Here is a 19,304-nt window from a genome sequence, read left to right on the forward strand (position 1 = left end):
AGTTTGCGCCTAAATAAAGGATATGTCAGCAAAAAATGCTGAATAAAGGCATATAAGTTATACTCACTTTTTTATCGTTTAGCTGTGCAGTTAAATTGCTGTTAAAACACCAAAAGGACATTTATGACCACGCCACTAATTCAATCACTTGAGCAGCACTTTGGTTTTAGCCAATTTAGAACAGGCCAACAACAAACTATTGAGCAGCTTTTAAATGGTCAGTCGTCGTTGGCTATATTTCCTACGGGCTCGGGTAAGTCGTTGTGCTACCAGCTAACTGCGTTGCATTTACCAAATTTAACCTTAGTTGTATCGCCTTTACTTGCATTGATGAAAGATCAAATTAGCTTTTTAAATAGCAAAGGTATTTACGCTGCCAGCCTTGATTCGAGCCAAGATCAAATGCAAAGCAGCACGGTAATGAACGATGTTCGAAACGGTAAAATTAAAGTATTAATGGTGTCGGTTGAGCGCTTTAAAAACGAGCGTTTTAGAGAGTTTATAAGCCAAGTTGCGCTTTCTATGTTGGTGGTAGACGAAGCGCACTGTATATCTGAATGGGGCCATAACTTTAGACCCGACTACCTTAAATTGCCGCGTTACCGCGAAGAGCTTAATATTCCTTTAGTGTTGTTACTTACGGCAACGGCCACTAAAAAAGTAAAACGCGATATGGCTGAGCGCTTTGCTATTGCCCCTGAGTGCATTGTGCAAACGGGCTTTTACCGTGCTAATTTAGATTTAAGTGTGCTGAGTGTTAAAACCGCCGATAAAAACACCGAGCTTGCTAACATTGTACGTGCGCAAAGTGGCCCTGGTATTGTGTATGTAACTTTGCAGCAAAGCGCCGAGCAAGTAGCAAACACGCTCAGTGCGCAAGGCATTCATGCTGTTGCCTACCACGCAGGGCTTGAAGATACGCTACGCTGGCAAATTCAAGATGACTTTATGGGTGGTAAAATTAACGTAGTGGTGGCAACCATTGCCTTTGGTATGGGCGTTGATAAATCGGACATTCGCTTTGTTATACATTACGATTTACCAAAATCGATAGAAAACTACAGCCAAGAAATTGGCCGAGCAGGGCGCGATGGTAACCCGTCAAACTGCTACACGCTTGCTAATTTAGACGGCCTAAATACGGTAGAAAATTTTGTATACGGCGACACCCCTGAGCTTAGCGGTATTGAATACGTAATTAACGATATTCGCCAAAGCCACCAGCAATGGGAAATGCAAGAATACAGCTTGTCGAGCGAAAGCAATATTAGGCAACTTGCACTTAAAACCTTACTTGTACAGCTAGAAATGCAAGGCGCAATAACGCCGCAATATGCTTATTACGCCGATTTTAAATACAAATTTTTGGTTGATAAAAACGAGCTACTTGGTCATTTTGATGAGCAACGCCAAGCATTTTTAACACAAATATTTAGCCACACCGATTTTAAAAAAATATGGGGCACGCTAAATTTTGACTCCCTTACACAAGCCGCGCAGGTTGATCGTAAACGCGTAGTGGCAGCGCTTGACTACCTAGCCGAAAAAAACCTAATAACGCTCGAAACCAAACGTATTACCCAAGTATACAAAGTGCATGAAGACGTTATAAATAACCCGGAACTTGCCCAGCAACTTCACTACTACTTTACCGATAAAGAACAAGCCGAAATTAAACGTATTGCTGCACTGGTGCGCTTTTTTGAGCTACAAAGTTGCTTAAGCTATAACTTAGCGCGCTATTTTGACGATCAAAATGCACCACAGCAATGTGGGCATTGTAGTGTGTGTAGAGGTCATGCGGTTAAGCTTGAATACTCTATAGAGCCTGCACATATTGACGATCAACTTATTTATCAAAAGGTAGATGAGTTTTTAGCGCACATGGCAGGCAAAGGTAATCATAATGTGGGTATTGAAACCCAATGCCGCTTTTTAGCAGGGATGAGTGTGCCGTTATTTGCGCGTAATAAAGTACGCCAGCTTAGTGGTTTTGCACTGTGTGAGCAAATGCGTTACAGCGATATTAAAGCAAAACTACTAGCGCGTTAAATTAGTTACTGTATCCTAGTGGCTTATTCAAAAAAGTAAGCCACTATGCCTCAAATTGTTATCCCCGTTGAAAATATTGCTACTACCCCAGAGCCCGTTACGTGTGCTAACTGCCAAGCCTGTTGTTGCCAGCTAGAAGTGCGCATAGTGACCGACACTGGTGTGCCATTTCATTATATTGAATACGATAAATGGGGCAGCGAAGTAATGAAACGCGCAGACGACGGCTGGTGCCAAGCACTCGACCGTAATACGCTTATGTGCTCTATTTACGAAAACCGCCCATTAGTTTGCCGTGAGTTTGAAATGGCGTCGGGTGAGTGTATTACCGAGCGCGATTTAGCGGGTATATAGTTAGTCCCAATCCAAATTAGTTAACTAAGTGATTATCGGTGATTACTACCTACAACAACTACCTACAACAAAGGGGCTTAAAGCCCCTTTGTTAATTACTGCATATCTCTTAATCAGAGTTCAGGTTAAACAATTAAACTTTAAAGTAACTAATATACTTTTTAAGTGTGTTTGAAAGGTCGGCTAATGCAACAGCTTCTTGTGCGTTACTGTTAAGCGACATGCTGGTTTCTTTAGACATACTGGCAATTTCTTCAACGCCGGTACTAATTTGCGCCACGGTAGCTACTTGGTTTGATGTTGATTCAACAATTTCAAGCACGTTACTTAATGAGTCGTTAGCTTGTTGCTGTATTTGATGCAGTAACTCGTTTGCTTCATGAGTAAGCGTTAAGCCATTTTCTACTTGCGGTACTGTGGTTTCCATTGCAGTCACCGACGCTTGGGTATTTTCTTGCACTTGCAAAATCATCTTTTCAATATCGCCTGTTGCATCACCCGTACGCTGGGCTAGTTGCCTTACCTCGTCAGCAACTACGGCAAAACCTCTACCAGTTTCGCCTGCTCTTGCAGCTTCTATTGCTGCATTGAGTGCAAGCAAGTTTGTTTGATCAGAAATACTGCGGATCACACTTAAAATATCGCCAATGTGTTTTACATGTTCTTGCAATACGTTTACTTGGGTAACCGTGGCTTTTACCGTTACTGAAATTTGCTCAATTTCGGCTGCTACTTTTTGCACTGCAATACTACCTTGCTGCGATAATTGCGCGGTTATTTTTGAGTTATCTTCTGTTTGCCTAACCGAGTCGGCTACAGCATGAATACTACGGCTCATATCCTCTAGGCTGCTTACAGCAGAGTTTGTATAAGTAACTTGTGCGTCAGCGGCACTAAGTGCTTGCTGCGAACCAGACGCTACGCTTGCAGAGTGCGTATAAAGCTCTTCAGATGAATTAATAATACTATCTACAATAGTTTTTAATTTAGATTGCATCACCCCTACAGAGGCCATCATGCTATTTGGGCAACACGATTGTACATCACCTCTCAAATCACCTTGGGCTATAAGGGCAATAACTTCTGCGGCTTCTTGTGGTTCGCCACCTACTGAATTTCTGATCAGTTGGCTAATAACATACGCAATGCTTGTGCCTATTAAAACAGCAATTACAGTAAGCGCTATCATCCACGTTTTAAACGAGCTAGCTACTTCGCGGGTATCAATTGTTGTTATTTGGTTTGCTTGCTCTTGCAGGTTTATAAATTGGTTTATAACATTTAGCCACTGGGTAAACGCTGGGCGAGCATCAGTTAATAAAATGCGTTCTGCTTCGTTTTGGTTTCCTGCATTTTTAGCGTTTATAACACTTTGAATAAAAGGCTGAGTGCGTTGCTCTATTTGATTTATTTTATTAAGTAAGGATTGCTCTTCACTATTCATATCACCCACTAGCTTAGCCATAGAGCGGCTAGATGTTTGGTAAAAATCATCTAGCTCTTTTATGTTATTTAAAACAGTGCGTAAATTGTTTTGATCGCTAATTAACACTACATCGCGCACGGCTATGGCTCTGTCGTGTACGCTGCCTCTAAAGTTAATAGCGTAACGCTGCTTTACCGAGTTTACGTCGGTCATGTGGGTAATGTTATTATTAATGAGGCTAACGCGCGAAATGCCAATGATGGTTAAAATAAGCATCATTGATAAAATTACGCCAAAACCGGTCGCTAAACGCATGTTTATTGTCATGGATGATTCCAAGTTTGAGTTAATACCAGTAAGGGGAGCCAGCATTATTAGTGATAATTTCAAAATAATATCGGCATTATGCCCTATAAACTGAAGCTTTATTAGCAATAAGGGGGTATTTGTTAATTTAGTTTACAAGCGTAACTCTGGTGGGGTTGTTTTACAGGCATTAAAAAGGGGCTAAATGCCCCTTAGTGTTACATAAAAAGATTATATAAAAGTTTAGTCGTACTTTGCTTCTAGCTCATTAGCTGTATGAAACTTCTCATGACTTTGTAATTGCTCGTCGTATTTAACGAGGTTTTTAAAGTGTGCTAATTGACCTGAGTTTTTAACAATTTCAACAATAAACGACATCATAAAGTCAGCGCCCGTTAGGGTATCGCCCACTAAATAACGTTTACCTTCAAGGCGGTCGTTAAAGTAGCTAATTACTTTAACTGTTTCGGCGTCGGCATAGCCCTCTAAAAACTGGGTTTTAGCGCCGTCTTTTAGTACAAACATTTTAAGTAAAAGTGGCAAAATTGCTGAGCTTTCTGCAAAGTGTAGCCATTGCTGGTAATCAACATATTCAGCGGTATCTACTTTTGGTGCAAATTTACCGTTACCGTATTTAGTAATAAGGTAGTCGGTAATAGCGCCTGACTCGGCAATAATTAGGCCGCCGTCTTCAATCACTGGCGACTTACCAAGTTGATGAATATGCTTTAATTCGTCAGGGGCTAAGAATGTGTCTTTATTGCGCTGATAAGCCACAATTTCGTAGTCAACATTTAGCTCTTCTAAAAGCCAAATTACGCGTTTTGAGCGCGACTTATTTAAATGGTGTAGTTTGATCATGTCAGTCCTTTTGAGCTTATAAGGGCTAAGCCCTTATAAGCTATTTAAATTAAAGTGGGTTATTAATTTTAACCACAGTTTTACCAAAGTTTTTGCCGCATATCATATCGTTGAATGCGCCGACTGTATTTTCGATGCCTTCTACCATGTGTTCACGGTATTGAATTTTTCCGTCTTGTAGCCATTTTTGCATGTCTTGTGCAAACTCGTCATAACGGTCGCCGTAATCATCAAAAATGATAAAGCCTTGCATTTTAATACGCTTAGTAAGCAATTGACCCATTAGCATACCTAAACGGTCTGGGCCTTCTGGCAAGCTAGTGGCGTTATATTGCGATACTAAACCACACAGTGGTACGCGTGCTGCGGTATTTAGTAGTGGTAATACGGCGTCGAATACTTTACCGCCCACATTTTCGTAGTAAACATCAATGCCTTTATCACAGGCTTTTTCTAGCTGCTCTGCAAAGTCATCTGCTTTGTGATCAATACATGCATCAAACCCTAGCTTTTCAACTGCATGTGCGCATTTTTCACTACCACCAGCAACACCCACTACTTTACAGCCTTTAATTTTAGCTATTTGACCAACCGTTGCGCCTACCGGGCCTGTTGCTGCTGCAACTACAACTGTTTCACCTTCTTTTGGTGCGCCAATATCAAGTAAACCCATGTAAGCGGTAAAGCCAGGCATACCCATAATACCTAACGCGTAAGAAGGATTTGCAGGCTCTTTACCTAACTGCATTAAGCCTTCGCCATTGGTAATGGCGTAGTCTTGCCAACCAGTGTAGGCAAGTACCCACTCACCCTCGCTAAACTTATCGTTTTTAGACTCTTCGACTTGGCACACTGTAGCGCCAACCATTACATCACCAATGTTAACTGGGTCAGCGTACGACTTAGCATCGCTCATACGACCACGCATATACGGGTCTAGTGATAAGTAAATAGTACGTAGTAAAACTTCGCCGTCTTTTAATGCAGGAAGCTCTACCGTTTTTAATTTAAAGTTTTCGTCTGTTGGAGCGCCATTAGGGCGTGATTCAAGAGTAAGTTGGCGACTAGTCGTAGACATATAAGATCTCCTATTAATATAAATAAACTACTTACCGAATGTTTACGCTTTAAAAATCGTGTTCAGCTAAACAATAATGCGCGCTAAGTAGTATAAGTATGTACAAATTTGTACCTTATAACAGGAGTTTTGGGCGGGGGACTGGTAATTCAACCCTTATAGGCAGAGTATTTATTCTAAATACTTTATTTAAGCTTGCTAAAAATATGGCTATTGTAAAACACCCCGTTTTTATAAATGGCCTGTTTAAGCACAGCCTCTTGCTCAAAGCCACTTTTAGTAAGTGCTTTTATAGAGCCTGTATTACCAGCAAACACAGCGCCAAAAATTCTATTTAGGTTAGATTGCGCAAACGCTTCTTCGCAGATAAGTGCAATAGCGCGAGTAATAATACCTTGCCCCCAGAAGGCTTTATTTAGCCAATAACCAATTTCTCCACTGCGGCTATACTCAAACTCCCCTGGGGTTATGCCAATACAGCCTGCAAATTGCTCATTTACAACAATGGCCTTAACCGTTGCATCAATTACGTCATTTTTAGAACCTTGGTTTATCCACCAATCAGCATCGGCTTGCGTATACGGAAACGGAATTTTTGACGATAAATACCGTGTTACCTGCTCATCGTTTAAGGTTTTAATAATGTGTGGCGCATCGTGCGGTTGAAAATCTCTGAGCGTGATCATAGCGATAGTTAATTATTAGTTGAATACACACTAACTTAGCAATCATTTAAACCTTGTACAATCATTAAGATTAAACGGTTTACGGCTATTACTTTGTTTTAAAGTACTCTAATATAAGCAAAATATTACACCTGTTTAGATGCCATTATGCACCCACATATAGCCGCCCTTTATAATAGTGCCCAAAAGCCAAGCCGTTTAATTATTGGTTTAATGAGCGGTACCTCGTTAGATGGGCTCGATGTTGCACTGTGCAAAGTAACGGGCGCAGGCTTAAATACACACATTGAGGTTTTAAACTTTACCACCGTTGACTACAACGACGACTACAAAACCAAAATAAAGCAGGTATTTGCTAAGCGCGAATGCGATTTAGAGCTTGTTACCTTACTGCATCCTTGGGTAGGTAAGCTGCACGGGAATATGGTTAATCAGTGCTTAGCTAAGTGGAATATAAACCCAGCAAGTATCGATGTAATAGCCAGTCACGGGCAAACCATTTACCACTGCCCGCAGTCGCAGCATAATCACAAAAGCTTTACTAATGGCACCTTACAAATTGGCGATAGCGACCAAATAGCAGTTACTACCGGTATTACTACCATTGGTGATTTTAGGCAAAAACACATAGCCGCAGGAGGCGAGGGCGCGCCACTGGCGGTGTATGGCGATTATTTATATTTTTCAAGCGCTGCTGAAAGTCGGGTTTTGCTAAACATGGGCGGCATTGCTAATTTAACGTTCCTAGCCAAAAATGGCGATGCAAACGGTGTGTTTAGCGCCGACATTGGCCCCGGTAATACCATTATGGACGCCTACGTACAGCAACATTTTACAGGGCTACATTATGACGACGGTGCAAAAATAGCAAAAGCAGGTAAGGTAAATACGCCATTATTGAATGCATTATGTAATAACGCATTTTTTAAACTCCCAATGCCTAAAACCACAGGGCCTGAGGTATTTAACTTAGCGTATTTAAACGCCGCACAGCAGCTTACAAATACACAGCACTTAAGCCATGAAGATGTAATGACCACCTTAAATACCTTTACAGCAACCGCTATAGCAAATGCATTAAACGAGTGTGCAGAGCGCGAACAAAATTGTGTGGTGTATGCAAGTGGTGGTGGTATTCATAACCCGTTACTAATGGCGCAACTTACAGCACTTTGCCCACGTATTAAGGCATTTAAAAATACCGACGATTTAGGTATTAACCCCGACGCTAAAGAGGCCGTGTTATTTGCTATTTTAGCAAACGAATGCCTAGCAGGAGAGCAGCAACACCTAAGTAATACTGCACAAGGTATTGCGGGAGTTACTATGGGTAAAGTAAGTTTTGCAGATTAATAGCTTATAGGTCGGCAAAGTACAGCCAGCACTAAAACAGTGATAAAAATGTAGATCCCATACTCGCAAAGTAACTACGAACGCCCTGAGGCTTAGCATGTTCAGTTGTTATGTGTTCAGGAATATAGCCTTGCTCAAATGCTTTAATGTACACATCGAGTTGTTGGCTTTCTTTTAAGGTCGTGTTTTTTCCGTGCAGCATCATTTGCACTACAAAACATTGGCTTTGTGTAATGTTACTTAAAGTAAGGTTTACAGTACCAGATTCAAGGTCGTCATTGCTCAGCGTTTTTTCAGTAAAATACTGCGCCCCACGCGCACTGGGATGCGTAGCACTTAGTGAAATAACATCGCTCTCATTTGCGCCATCAGGCAACACACATTGCAGCGTAATGTTATGCGCAGCACTGGCTTTTAGTGATAGCTTTTCGTATTCCATAGCGTGGCTCATCGCCGCAGACATAGAATCATCAAATGATTGCTGTGCAAATGTTAGTTGCACTAGTGGTGTACTCATCTTACTTAGTCTTCTTGATTATAAAAAATACAGTTCGAGTTTGAATTATCATCTATTTTGATTGCACTTTTATGACAAATTGCACTTAATTGGATAATCACTGTTTTTTGATCAAAAAAGATAGCTATAAGCAAAGCTGTTTTAGTAACTTATGAGGAACAAGATAATTGTATCGGGCGGTTTCAATAGCGATTACTTTATATAAAACAAAGCAGCCATTAAAACAGTTAAGAAGTATTTAGCTGCTTAGAAATAATACTTAAAAGCGCTTCAGCATCACTATATTCAATTTGAACTGCTCTGCTTATATCTAGTACTAAATTGTCTACTTTGGACTCAACATTGAACAATTTTTCATTAATGAACGAAAGAACTTCTGCGTTAGCGATGTTGCAAGCATCAGTGGCTAGTTTCATTGTGCTCGCTTTATGTTCATCATAGTCTTGTGCGTCCATAAAATCATCTTCATAAAGTGAGTCTGCGATAGTAGGTATTTTTGAGTAGTGCCTAGTAAGATAAAAAATATCCATTGCGTCTTTACGTCTAACGCCATGCTCCCTTTCTAGCCATGAGATTAACTTCAACAGTAGCATTCCAGCAGGCGATGCAACTTTAATATTAAGGTTGGGGCTATTGGCAATTTTTACGTCAAGTGCATGTTTAAATGCCTCGTTAAAGCCTGTTACTGACATTCCAATATCGTGCTGTGGCGGCCAAGTAATAGAGTTACCATCACCAGCAATATTTCCAAATGGAATAATATCAATTTCCCATTTTTCACCGCTAGGAACGGTAGTTACTAGTTGGTGTACTTTTGTTTTATCAGGTGTAAAACCATTTTTTAGGAGATGCTCCTTTAACTGTTCAAACTGATCCCAGTTTTGGACTTGTATACCAAAATCAATATCTCTTGTACCTCGCTCAATTGCAACACCGTAACCATGATGGAGTATAATGTCTCTGGCGGTAGCACCTATGACTAGCTAAGGGATCCCTAATGCTTCAGTTTGGACGTTTATTTTTTGATAAAGGCCAACTAACCCTTGTGGTAATTTACCAACGACATCAAGCAATGTGCTTTTCATAAAACCTCGTTGCGGCATCTATGTTTCTTGCATCTCTACTAGCTAATAAATTGGCATAGATTAAATACGGGTGTGCTAAATTAACCTTTGGGCCGACAAGTTTTTCTATGGCTAAAAATGGCTCCACTAAAACTACTTTTGTTAGTGCATCGTTTATATCATCTTCCGCTTTTACTTTTCGTAATCGTGCGGTTTTTAAAATGACTTTTTTATGTTCAGGATTTACGTAAATTAGATAATTTTTTGCATTTAAATAATTGTCATATTGTTGAACAGCATATTCGCCTCCCCACATCGCTTTTACATTATTTAGTTTAAGTTTTTGTAGTAGCTCTGTGTTATCAGTGGTGAAGATTTCTTGTTTTAATTTAGCTTCAACAGTTACAGGGTAAGCGTCTAACCACTTATCTAGTAAAGCTTTTGAATTGTAGATTATTTTAGTGTGTTGGTCTTTTTGAACTATAAACTCTTGATATATTAAATCGTCAATTACTTGTTTAACCGTTCCCAGTGCAACTTCGGCCACCTTTGCAATTGTGCGCATGGGTTTATTTACTAGCTCCGGCTGCACTAAAAACATAAATACTACTTTCATGCCCTTAGGTTGAAATGCCTTACCTAATTGTTTAGCCAAGGCTATTTTATTGTGGGCTTTTTCGGGCTTATTTCCCTGAATATCAATATAAATTGGAGGGCAATTAATATACGTGTTACCAACACAGTCTATAAAAGATATTTTTTGCTCTTTTAATAAGGCTGCTTGATTTGGATTGATGTACTCAGTAATTAATAGGGCATCGGTTATCTGATTCTTTATTTTGAATTCAGCAATATACTTTTGTAAGGTGGTTGTATGTAGGTGTTTTTTGCATTTAATAATTAAATTGCTTTTAACATTAGGCAAAGTGAGTTCGCCCTCAACACACTCTTTTTTAAAAGTTTTATACTCTGCGCCTAAACCTGTTTGCAAGTTTAGTTTTTCAATAGCTGCCTGTATTAGCCCTTGGTTTATCATTTGTTCACTAAATTAAACTGTTCATTATTTGTGAACATAGATAAAATTTGAACGACAGTCAAGTTTTGTTCACTAAGGTCGTATGTTCATTGTTATTGAACAGCTACTTTTAATGAACGCGGAGTATGGTAAGTTCTATTCTTTATAAAAGCTCAATATAAATAGCCCCCGTGTTAAACGTAAAAAAGCAGATATCTAATTAGCATCTGCTTTTATATTTAAAAACCACAGTGCTAAGCGCTGTGATTTTTAATTTTTAACGAAGAATATTTAATTAAGCTTGAGGTTTAATTAAGTACTTTTCGCCTGTTGCTTGTTTAGAATAAGCCGCAATTGATTGTAAATGTAATACCTCAGCTAATGACACTTCGTGCGTGTAGTTGCTCGCAAATGTTGTGGTGATTTCGTCTGCAATACGTTTGCGCATTTTTATTACTGTATCTGTGCCTAATTTACCTAAGGCATTAAATAATAAGAATCCGTTTACACCCCATGCAAAACCAAAGTTACGGTTTATTGTGATAGGGCCTCGGTTTAATGCACCATAAATATACACTTGTTTGTAAGTGTCTGAGCCATAAACACTGTGCTCTTTCATATCGCGCGCGGCCGCTACTTCCATACAGTTAAGAATGTCACTTGTAAGTTGGCCGCCACCGATTGGGTCGAACGCTATAGTTGCACCGGTTTCGATTATTGCAGCGGTTAGATCAGCAATGAAAGTGTCGCTGCTTGAGTTAATAATGTATTTTGCACCCATATCGCGCAGTAATTTTTCTTGTTCTGGTTTACGAACAATATTAATCAAATCAACGCCATCGGCAATACAAATACGGTTTAGCATTTGGCCAAGGTTAGAAGCCGCTGCGGCATGAATAATGGCTTTATGACCTTCAGCGCGCATGGTTTCTACCATTGCTAGTGCGGTAAGTGGGTTAACAAAAGATGATGCACCTTCTTTAGCGGTAGTCCCTTCTTTTAGCTCTAGGCAACTTTGTACATTGGCACAAATAAATTGACGATACGTACCACCGCCAATTACAGCAACGGTTTTACCTATTAATGCTTGTGCGGCTGTTGATGAGCCTGCTGCCACTACGGTGCCCGCACCTTCATTACCTACTTGTGTGGCTTTACCTACGCGTGTTTTAAGTGATGGCATAAATTGAGCTGGAACATCGGCAGTAATTACTGGATTGTCATCAGTACCCGATTGCTTTGCAGTAGACATATCAGCTGCGCTGAATAAAACGCCTAAGTCTGATGGGTTTAATGGTGCAGCTTCAATACGAATAACCACTTCATCGGCACTGGGCTTTGGCATCTCGATGTTTTTTAAGGCAAGTGTTAGTTTATTGTCTTCGCTGATAGTTGAAGTAAGTTGGATATTTTTATCTGTCATTATGTTTGCTCCTACAAAAATGAGTATTGATTACTGTTATAGCTAAGGGCTATTTAGCGTTTGCTGCTTGAATTTGTGCTTTCACTTTTTGCATAAAGTCAGCCATATTTGCTTGGCGGTCGGCCTCTATGCTTTGAAGAGTTAGAATGACACCCATTACAGTTATTACAAAAATAACCAATTTAAACAGGGAGATAAGTCCAGTTATAAAAAATTCCACAAAAAATAATCTACAGATAAAGACACTCATCCAAAGAAATAAACAAGATAAACAAAAAGGAATAAACAAGACATCCATCCTAAATTTAGCCTCCAAAAACGCCAACCAAAACAACACTAAACTCTTTTTATCTTCTGCTAAAAAAACAGTAACCGATTGAAGCAAAATAAAAACTCAGCTATGGTTTGTTGATCAAAGAAGACAATAAAAAGCGAGTTATGCTACAGGCTTGTTATATTTTTTATGTTGGAGTATCTAAATGGCTCAAGGCAAGAATAAGAAATTACTAATCAAAAAGACTCGTAAAGGTAATAAAGGTTACCCTATAGCAACGATCGCTTTTTATGGTCCAAAACGTGATCTTGCATCAAAAGCAGTATGCGCAATTATAATGCATGAAGGTGCAGCTGCAGAACCAATGAAAAAGTGGTTTGCTTCAACAGACTTGAGAAAATCAGAACTGGTTATGAGTGAAATACTGAATTTCATTGATGCAAATGAAGCTAAATCCGTTAGCATGATCCAAGAAGTAATTGGTTGCCCTCATGAGGAAGGAATTGATTATCCTGTAGGTTGCTATTGTCCTGAGTGTAATTATTGGAAAGGCCGAGACAGATTTAGCGCAGAGATGGTGCATTAATTAAAGTTAGTAAGTTAGGATGACATCCATTCTAACTATTACAGAAATCGCTAACTATAACAGTGGTATCTAGTTAAAAACTACAGTTTCACTCATTTCAATTCCACATATGCCCCCTCCCTTGGGGTCAAAAGGAGTTAGTTTATAAACGTCAAAATTGATACCTTATTCTATTATCATATTTCACTGTAATGGTGCGTCACAATCTTGCTGAAAAGCCAAGGTGCTGAAATATATTTGAGCTATCGCGTCATTTATATTCGGCGTTATGCCTAATGAAGATTAAAAGTAAAATAACGAGCCACTGATTTTAATACGAAAAAAAGAGTGCTAGCTGGCACTTATATATCGAATGTGGGGATCAAATCTACATTACGTATATAAAAAATATAAACCTTAACTATGGTTAATAGGCGTAAGTGCGTTTTTGAGATTGGGATTAGAATTAAAGGCAATAAAAAAGAGCTTAAATCAGCTTTTTATTGCCTTGCAGTTAGGGCCTGTTTATCTTTCGAGGTTAAATTTGCAGCCGTATGTTTGGTATTGAGGCAAGGCAGAGCCTATGTAGTGTGGTTATTCCCCATAAATAGGCGATAACGCAGCATAAATGCCAAACATGCGCTGCCTAGGGGCAATTTACTCTTTGTTGCTCGGTTTTTACTTAGCGCACTAGATTACAAACCTCACGCCGCGATTAAATCGCCCCTAGATTGAACAAATTTTAATCCTGAAAGGTCAACAGGCCCTAGTCGTGCTTAAAACACTGAACGAAATGAAGAGCGACCTGAAGAGCGACCTGAAGAGCGACGAGCATTACGGCGGCTGCGCATGCGGCTGTGTAGTTCACGACGTTTTGCGTCTAGCCATTCATCACGCGTAATGGTTACGTTACCGTTGCGACCTTCTTCACGGCTACGGTAGGCACAAAACTCTTCAAACGCTTCTACGTCGTCACTAAATTCACCAGCGACCAGTTCAATCATAATTGCGTCATCTAAAAAGCCCAGTACGGGTATGTGATCAGGCACTAAATCTTCAGGATCACTGAAGTAAGCAAGCGCACTTAATATTTCTACGCGTTCATCTTCTGGAATTTGCCATTCAGCATCTTCAATCATTGCGACAAACGTTTCTAATTTTTGAATACGAAGGCGTACAAATTCAGGTACATTGTCTTTAATGTTTAAGCTGATTTTTTTTGCATTATTTATTATTACCTGCTCGCTGAGTAATTTTGCACCTTGCTGTGCTTTACGCATTACATCACGAAAGTGTTCTAGATCGGTATCTGATAATTCAAACTTAACTTCAAACGCCATTATAATTCTCCTGTATTGGTTATATGGTCACAGCAAATTATCACTATGACAGACAACATTATCAATAGCTTATTGCCAATGTTGAATTTAGCAGATACTTGAGCTAGCAGCACGTTTAATAGTTGATTTTGTATAAAATATTTGTAATGTACATGTTACATCGTGCTATTGTTTTGTGCATTGCTCCATTAATAGTTTAAATAGTCGTAGTGAAATTATGTCCCAAGAAAGTCAGGTAGTGAATGTAAATGGCTCGCTTTCTTCACACGAAGAAGTATCCGTTATTAACGAGAGTGCAGCGGTTAAAGCGGCTCCTAAAAAGCATTGTGATAATTGCCACCAATCAGTTGAGGGAGGTTTTTGTTCTAATTGCGGGCAGTCACTCGACTCCACGCTAAAATACTTTTGGGTGGTTATTTTACATCTACTCGATGATATTTTTAGCTTTGATTCTCGTGCGAGTCGTACTTTATGGCCGTTAATATTTCGCCCAGGCTTTTTAACGAATGAGTATTTTGCTGGCAGGCGAGTGCATTACGTGCCGCCACTACGGCTGTATTTGTTCATCAGTATTATGTTTTTTTTAACCCTAAAACTAACTGTTTCGGGAGAAGACAAACAAACCATTGAAATTAATAATAACAAAGCCGCTATTAGCCAAGTGACTGAGTATATTAAAACGCTTAATGAAAAAAAGTTACAAGTTCAGTCAACGCCTGATGATAAAACAATGGCGAGTATTGATGCTGATTTGGCGAGATTTAATCGCTATTTGAGCGATTTAAAACGTGATATTTCTGTTGCTGAAAATGCCAAACTGGTGAGTACGACCCGACAGCTAGCTACCATAGAGCTGGAGCGCGTTAAGTTAGGTACAAATGACAAAAGCAATGATATTACTATTTCAAACAATGCTGATGGTAGTTTATCATTTGATTTTTTATCAGATGAAAGTAATAAAAAGCTCGATGATTTTGCAAAAAAATTAGCAGAAAAAGCAAAAAAAACATTTACCACAGACACAAACCGTTTGATCAATGAAGTATTAGGCAAACTCCCGCAATTAATGTTTGTACTTTTACCTCTATTTGCCTTGTTATTGAAGGTGGTTTTCATCTTTTCAAAGCGTCTTTATATGGAACATTTAACCGTGGCACTGCATAGCCATAGCTTTATTTTTATCAGCTTTTTATCAATCGATATTTTGGATGTAACACATGATCATGTTATAGCGCTGGGAGGTGGGGTTGCTACTGCTGCGGCCAGTATTTTAGGATTCATTGGCTTTGCCTTACTGATATGGGTACCTATTTACTTGTTTATTATGCAAAAACGTATTTACAAACAGGGTTATATATCAGCGTTTTTTACTTATGGCTTTGTCGGTATTATTTACTTTATATTGATGGCATTAACGACGTTTGTGGCAGTCGTTTGGGGTCTAACAGAAATTTAGCCTTTTTAACAATAAGCCACTAAAATACACCTGATAACGCTGTGCAAATAACGTGACCTTAAATTTATATATTTAAATAACTGCCTTTAGCAAAACATTTTACCTAAAGGTTTTAGCTAAGCGACCGATAAATTACTTAACAGGGTTTAGCGATTAAGGAAAATCATGGTTAATAACATACTTGGCAGCCAGGCTAATTTAAGCACTTTACTTGCGCAATCAGTTAATAACACTAGGCAAACCCCAAATGTTATACAGGGCAATGTTCCAAACATAACTAATGAGCAACTTAATCAGCTCAATAACGCAAAAGCTGACCAGGTTTTAAAACAACAGCTTACCTCCTTGTTTACTATTTCAAGCACGCCTAGCTTGAACAGCTATAAACTCTCCAATGAAGATCTCGCCTTACGCACTGTAATAAGCTCTCAGCAAGAAGGGCTATTAAAAAATGAGAGTGGCGCAAAGTTAATCGAGCGACTAAATTCGTCAGTCAAAAATATTCAGGGCGCTTATACTAATACCAGCGATATTTTGTCGAGTTTAGGCCGGTTAGGGCACGAACAAAAAACATTTTTAGCTTCAAGTCAGCAACGTGTTGAGCGCTCACTTAATCCATACATGGAAAGTGCTAACCGAAGCAAGTACGAGGACGACGATAACTACCAGTTTGAGCTCTCGGTTAAAACTAAAGAAGGTGATGTAATAAAAATCACTTTTAATTCATCGCAAGGTTACGATGAAGAAACAGGTGAAGCAATAGATGGCTTTGGCGTAAGTTACGAAGTAGAGGGGGATTTATCTGAGGCTGAGCACAAGGCACTTACGCAGATTCTCACTGGTGTTGGTGAAATGGCTGATGAATTTTTTAAAGTGAGTGAAAATTCGTATAGTCGTTATGTGTTGCCGAACCAGAGTGATATAAATTTAGACTTTTTATCCGATTTTGATAATCAACAGTTATCGGGCTTCAATGTATATTTTTCAACAACTGATGGCGAAACTGTTGACCCTTCAGAGAATACATTTAATTTAAGTTATGATATTGATGAAGAAACACAGCAGCAAGCGCTTATGTTTTACTCTCAAAGTGGACAAAGTGAAATTGATTTTACGCTAGATATGTCAACCATTGGCGCTAAAGATACAAATCAAATGAAACAGTATTTAGCATCTTTAGATCAAAGCTTAGAAGATAGTCGGGTTAATAGTAACGATAAAAAGCTAAAGTCGGCGTTTGGTCATAAGGGCGACGAGGTGATGCAGCAAAGCTTTGAGTTGTTTAAAGGCGCTTTTACAAGTATGTCATCTGCGGCTGAGCGTTATAGCAGTTTAGAATCGTTAGCAACACGAGAGTTTAACGATGGGCGCGCTATGGTTGCCGATTTAGTTGATAACATGATCACAAGCGATCCGCGTTACCAAGGGCTTGGCAATAAAGCGCCAAATACATTGGGTGCAGGTGTGTCTAAGCTTGCTGACTTTAATGCTGAGTTTAGTTTTTTGATGGACAAAGGTGACTATCAGCCTGAAAGTAAGGTTGAGTTAAGTCAGACAACCGAGCAAGAAGAGTACGGTCAGTTAAGCGGTGTAACTCAAAATAAAACGGGTAGCTCTAGTTTTAGGAACCTTAATTCAAAAACAAGCCCAGATCATTATGATAAAAAAGAAAGCTACGATATTGGCACGGCTGTTAAAAATAACGAGTTGGTTGGGCTTGATCAATTTCACGAAGTTGATGTTGATAAAAAAACTTATCAGTTCAACCCTGAGATATCTCGATATGAACTAAAAATGGCTATGACAGAGCAAACTGCTAGCGAAAGTAATATTCGGCTTATCAATGATATTTGGCTCGAAAAAAATGAAGATAGCTACGATATGCACAAAAAAGAGCGTGTAGAAGGTGGCGAAGAACAAGATGACTTTAAAAAAACAGACCGCCATTCTCATAATAAGCTAGTTACGTTAATTGGTGATTTAGACAAACTTGCTGATGACAAAAAAGCAAAACAAGAGTACTTAACCGATTTAGGGGAAGTAAACTTTTTTATGGGTAAATATATTTAACCTATGCTTTATTCACTCCACAATAAATATTGGGTATAGTCTTTAAATGCCTCATTTAATACTTAATTAAATACCTAATTAAAGAGTACCTTATGTTTAAACAATTAATTTTATTGTGTGCTTTAAGCATGCCGCTTGTAAGCTGCGCTGCTACGGCGCCATTTTCGGGCGAGATAAGTACGCAAGCACTGCTAAGCGACTACGACAAGTTTAACGAGCAATACAAAGCGTATACACCAACAGCACAAGATATAGCCCTAATGCAAAAGCTAGAAGGCAAAGAGCTTATTGTATTATTTGGTACGTGGTGCCACGACAGTGAGCGCGAAGTGCCAAAGCTCATTAAGTTACTTGATGCGTCGAAAGTTGAACTTGCAAGCATTGAATATGTGGCGGTGGGTTACGACAAGCAAGACGATGTAGGCATTGCACAGGCTCACGACTTGCAATACACACCAACGTTTATTGTTAAACAAAATGGCAAAGAGTTAGTACGCGTAATTGAAAAACCAACGGGTACATTGGCGCAAGACCTAACTAAAAATTTATAACGGTTATTCACTAAACAGACTTTTTTCGAATGCTTGTGCAGCATGCGAAGAGGGTCTGTCTTTGTAGTGCAATTGGTATAATGGTCTTGATAACTCGACGTTATTTGGCTGTTCTAGCCGTGTTAATTTACCTAACTGTACTAAATCCTCAGTGACTACATTAGGCAATAAAGCAACGCCCATTCCTTGTGCTACTGCTCTTGCTATTGCTTCATTACTTCCGAGCTGCATACAGTTTTTTACTGTAATACCGTGTTGCTGTAGTAACTTAACCGACACCTCTAAAGTGCCAGAGCCAGGCTCGCGCAGTAGCCAAAATTGATTGTTTAACCATGCTTTTAAGTTTTTAGCGGGTTTTAAATTGCTCGGTATAACCACACTCATTAAATCGTTTTGCCAGTGCTTACTTATTATATGCGACTCGGTGGGTGTGCCCTCAACCAGTGCTAAATCGATGGTGCATTCAAGTAGTGCGTGCTCAATTTGCGCAGTATTAGCTACTTGCACTTCCACTTTTATATGTGGGTACTGCGCACAAAATTTAGCTAAATAGGGTGGTAGCCAATAGCTGGCAATGGTGGTGCTGGTGCCTATAACCAATGTGCCGCGCTTAAGCCCTGTGCGCGATTTAATATCTTCAATAGCGGCTTTTTCAATGGCAAAAATACTACGCGCATGTTCAAAAAGCGCTTGCCCGCCTTCACTTAAAGTGAGTTTTTTGCCTTTAGATGCACGTTCAATAAGTTGAATGTTTAGTTGATACTCAAGCTCTTTTAATGCCTTTGATACCGCCGGCTGGCTTATAAAAAGCGCCTCGGCTGCGCCTGAAAAACTACCAAGCTTTGCTACCGTATAAAACACCCTAAGTGCATGTAAATTCATTGTGCCTCTCAAATTGCATAACTTTAAGTTA

17 protein-coding genes and 1 pseudogene are annotated in these 19,304 nt (G+C 39.3%); 7 read left to right on the plus strand and 11 right to left on the minus strand.

The annotated features are described in order from the left end of the window. The first annotated feature begins 123 nt into the window (after positions 1-123). Positions 124-2,052 (plus strand): RecQ family ATP-dependent DNA helicase, encoded by a 1,929-nt coding sequence (locus PX700_RS06075; protein WP_479520192.1) that lies wholly within the window; start codon positions 124-126, stop codon positions 2,050-2,052. A gap of 45 nt (positions 2,053-2,097) precedes the next feature. After that, positions 2,098-2,406 carry a YkgJ family cysteine cluster protein gene (locus PX700_RS06080; RefSeq protein ID WP_197240862.1) on the plus strand — a complete coding sequence of 103 codons (309 nt, stop codon included), beginning with the start codon at positions 2,098-2,100 and terminating at the stop codon, positions 2,404-2,406. A 133-nt stretch (positions 2,407-2,539) separates the two neighbouring features. On the opposite strand, the gene PX700_RS06085 is transcribed toward PX700_RS06080, so the two are convergent. From PX700_RS06085 to PX700_RS06100, 4 genes are all read right to left on the minus strand, one after another. Then, on the minus strand, positions 2,540-4,159 hold the full coding sequence (locus PX700_RS06085) for a methyl-accepting chemotaxis protein (RefSeq protein WP_479520193.1): 1,620 nt from the start codon (positions 4,157-4,159) through the stop codon (positions 2,540-2,542). Between the two features lie 222 nt (positions 4,160-4,381). Then, positions 4,382-4,999, minus strand: coding sequence for a glutathione S-transferase family protein (locus tag PX700_RS06090; RefSeq protein ID WP_197180431.1), 618 nt, complete (start codon positions 4,997-4,999; stop codon positions 4,382-4,384). 49 nt (positions 5,000-5,048) lie between these two features. Beyond that, complete coding sequence (locus tag PX700_RS06095; RefSeq protein WP_479520194.1) at positions 5,049-6,077, minus strand: NADP-dependent oxidoreductase; 1,029 nt, start codon at positions 6,075-6,077, stop codon at positions 5,049-5,051. Between the two features lie 185 nt (positions 6,078-6,262). Further along, a complete protein-coding gene (locus tag PX700_RS06100; RefSeq protein ID WP_479520195.1) occupies positions 6,263-6,763 on the minus strand; it encodes a GNAT family N-acetyltransferase in 501 nt (166 codons plus the stop codon). A gap of 147 nt (positions 6,764-6,910) precedes the next feature. On the opposite strand from PX700_RS06100, the gene PX700_RS06105 reads away from it, so the two are divergent. Then, a complete protein-coding gene (locus PX700_RS06105) occupies positions 6,911-8,116 on the plus strand; it encodes an anhydro-N-acetylmuramic acid kinase (protein WP_479520196.1) in 1,206 nt (401 codons plus the stop codon). Positions 8,117-8,147: 31 nt separating this feature from the next. Here PX700_RS06105 and PX700_RS06110 read toward each other — a convergent pair whose 3' ends face one another. The 5 genes and pseudogenes from PX700_RS06110 to PX700_RS06130 all read right to left on the minus strand — a co-directional run. Next, on the minus strand, positions 8,148-8,633 hold the full coding sequence (locus PX700_RS06110; RefSeq protein WP_479520197.1) for a hypothetical protein: 486 nt from the start codon (positions 8,631-8,633) through the stop codon (positions 8,148-8,150). A 227-nt stretch (positions 8,634-8,860) separates the two neighbouring features. Next, positions 8,861-9,610, minus strand: a complete 750-nt coding sequence (locus tag PX700_RS06115; protein WP_415636797.1) for a nucleotidyl transferase AbiEii/AbiGii toxin family protein — start codon at positions 9,608-9,610, stop codon at positions 8,861-8,863. 88 nt (positions 9,611-9,698) lie between these two features. After that, positions 9,699-10,688, minus strand: coding sequence for a type IV toxin-antitoxin system AbiEi family antitoxin (locus tag PX700_RS06120; RefSeq protein ID WP_415636755.1), 990 nt, complete (start codon positions 10,686-10,688; stop codon positions 9,699-9,701). Positions 10,689-11,007: 319 nt separating this feature from the next. Next, a complete protein-coding gene (locus PX700_RS06125; protein ID WP_479520198.1) occupies positions 11,008-12,135 on the minus strand; it encodes a zinc-binding dehydrogenase in 1,128 nt (375 codons plus the stop codon). Between the two features lie 49 nt (positions 12,136-12,184). Next, a pseudogene (locus PX700_RS06130) lies at positions 12,185-12,274 on the minus strand (glutathione S-transferase family protein); the annotation flags it as partial. A gap of 340 nt (positions 12,275-12,614) precedes the next feature. Here PX700_RS06130 and PX700_RS06135 point away from each other — a divergent pair. Further along, on the plus strand, positions 12,615-12,995 hold the full coding sequence (locus PX700_RS06135; RefSeq protein ID WP_415636757.1) for a hypothetical protein: 381 nt from the start codon (positions 12,615-12,617) through the stop codon (positions 12,993-12,995). 755 nt (positions 12,996-13,750) lie between these two features. On the opposite strand, the gene PX700_RS06140 is transcribed toward PX700_RS06135, so the two are convergent. Next, entirely contained in the window at positions 13,751-14,314 is a 564-nt protein-coding gene (locus PX700_RS06140) for a YkvA family protein (RefSeq protein WP_479520199.1), read from the minus strand. Positions 14,315-14,531: 217 nt separating this feature from the next. Between PX700_RS06140 and PX700_RS06145 the strand changes: the two genes are divergently transcribed. From PX700_RS06145 to PX700_RS06155, 3 genes are all read left to right on the plus strand, one after another. Continuing rightward, positions 14,532-15,770, plus strand: a complete 1,239-nt coding sequence (locus PX700_RS06145; RefSeq protein WP_415636758.1) for a DUF3667 domain-containing protein — start codon at positions 14,532-14,534, stop codon at positions 15,768-15,770. A gap of 165 nt (positions 15,771-15,935) precedes the next feature. Continuing rightward, positions 15,936-17,840, plus strand: coding sequence for a hypothetical protein (locus tag PX700_RS06150; RefSeq protein ID WP_479520200.1), 1,905 nt, complete (start codon positions 15,936-15,938; stop codon positions 17,838-17,840). Between the two features lie 92 nt (positions 17,841-17,932). Next, on the plus strand, positions 17,933-18,391 hold the full coding sequence (locus PX700_RS06155; RefSeq protein ID WP_479520201.1) for a TlpA family protein disulfide reductase: 459 nt from the start codon (positions 17,933-17,935) through the stop codon (positions 18,389-18,391). A gap of 3 nt (positions 18,392-18,394) precedes the next feature. Here the strand turns inward: PX700_RS06155 and PX700_RS06160 are convergent, their stop codons facing one another. Then, positions 18,395-19,273, minus strand: a complete 879-nt coding sequence (locus PX700_RS06160; RefSeq protein WP_479520202.1) for a LysR family transcriptional regulator — start codon at positions 19,271-19,273, stop codon at positions 18,395-18,397. Between the last annotated feature and the right edge of the window lie 31 nt (positions 19,274-19,304).

Source organism: Pseudoalteromonas sp. TP27, assembly GCF_056470645.1.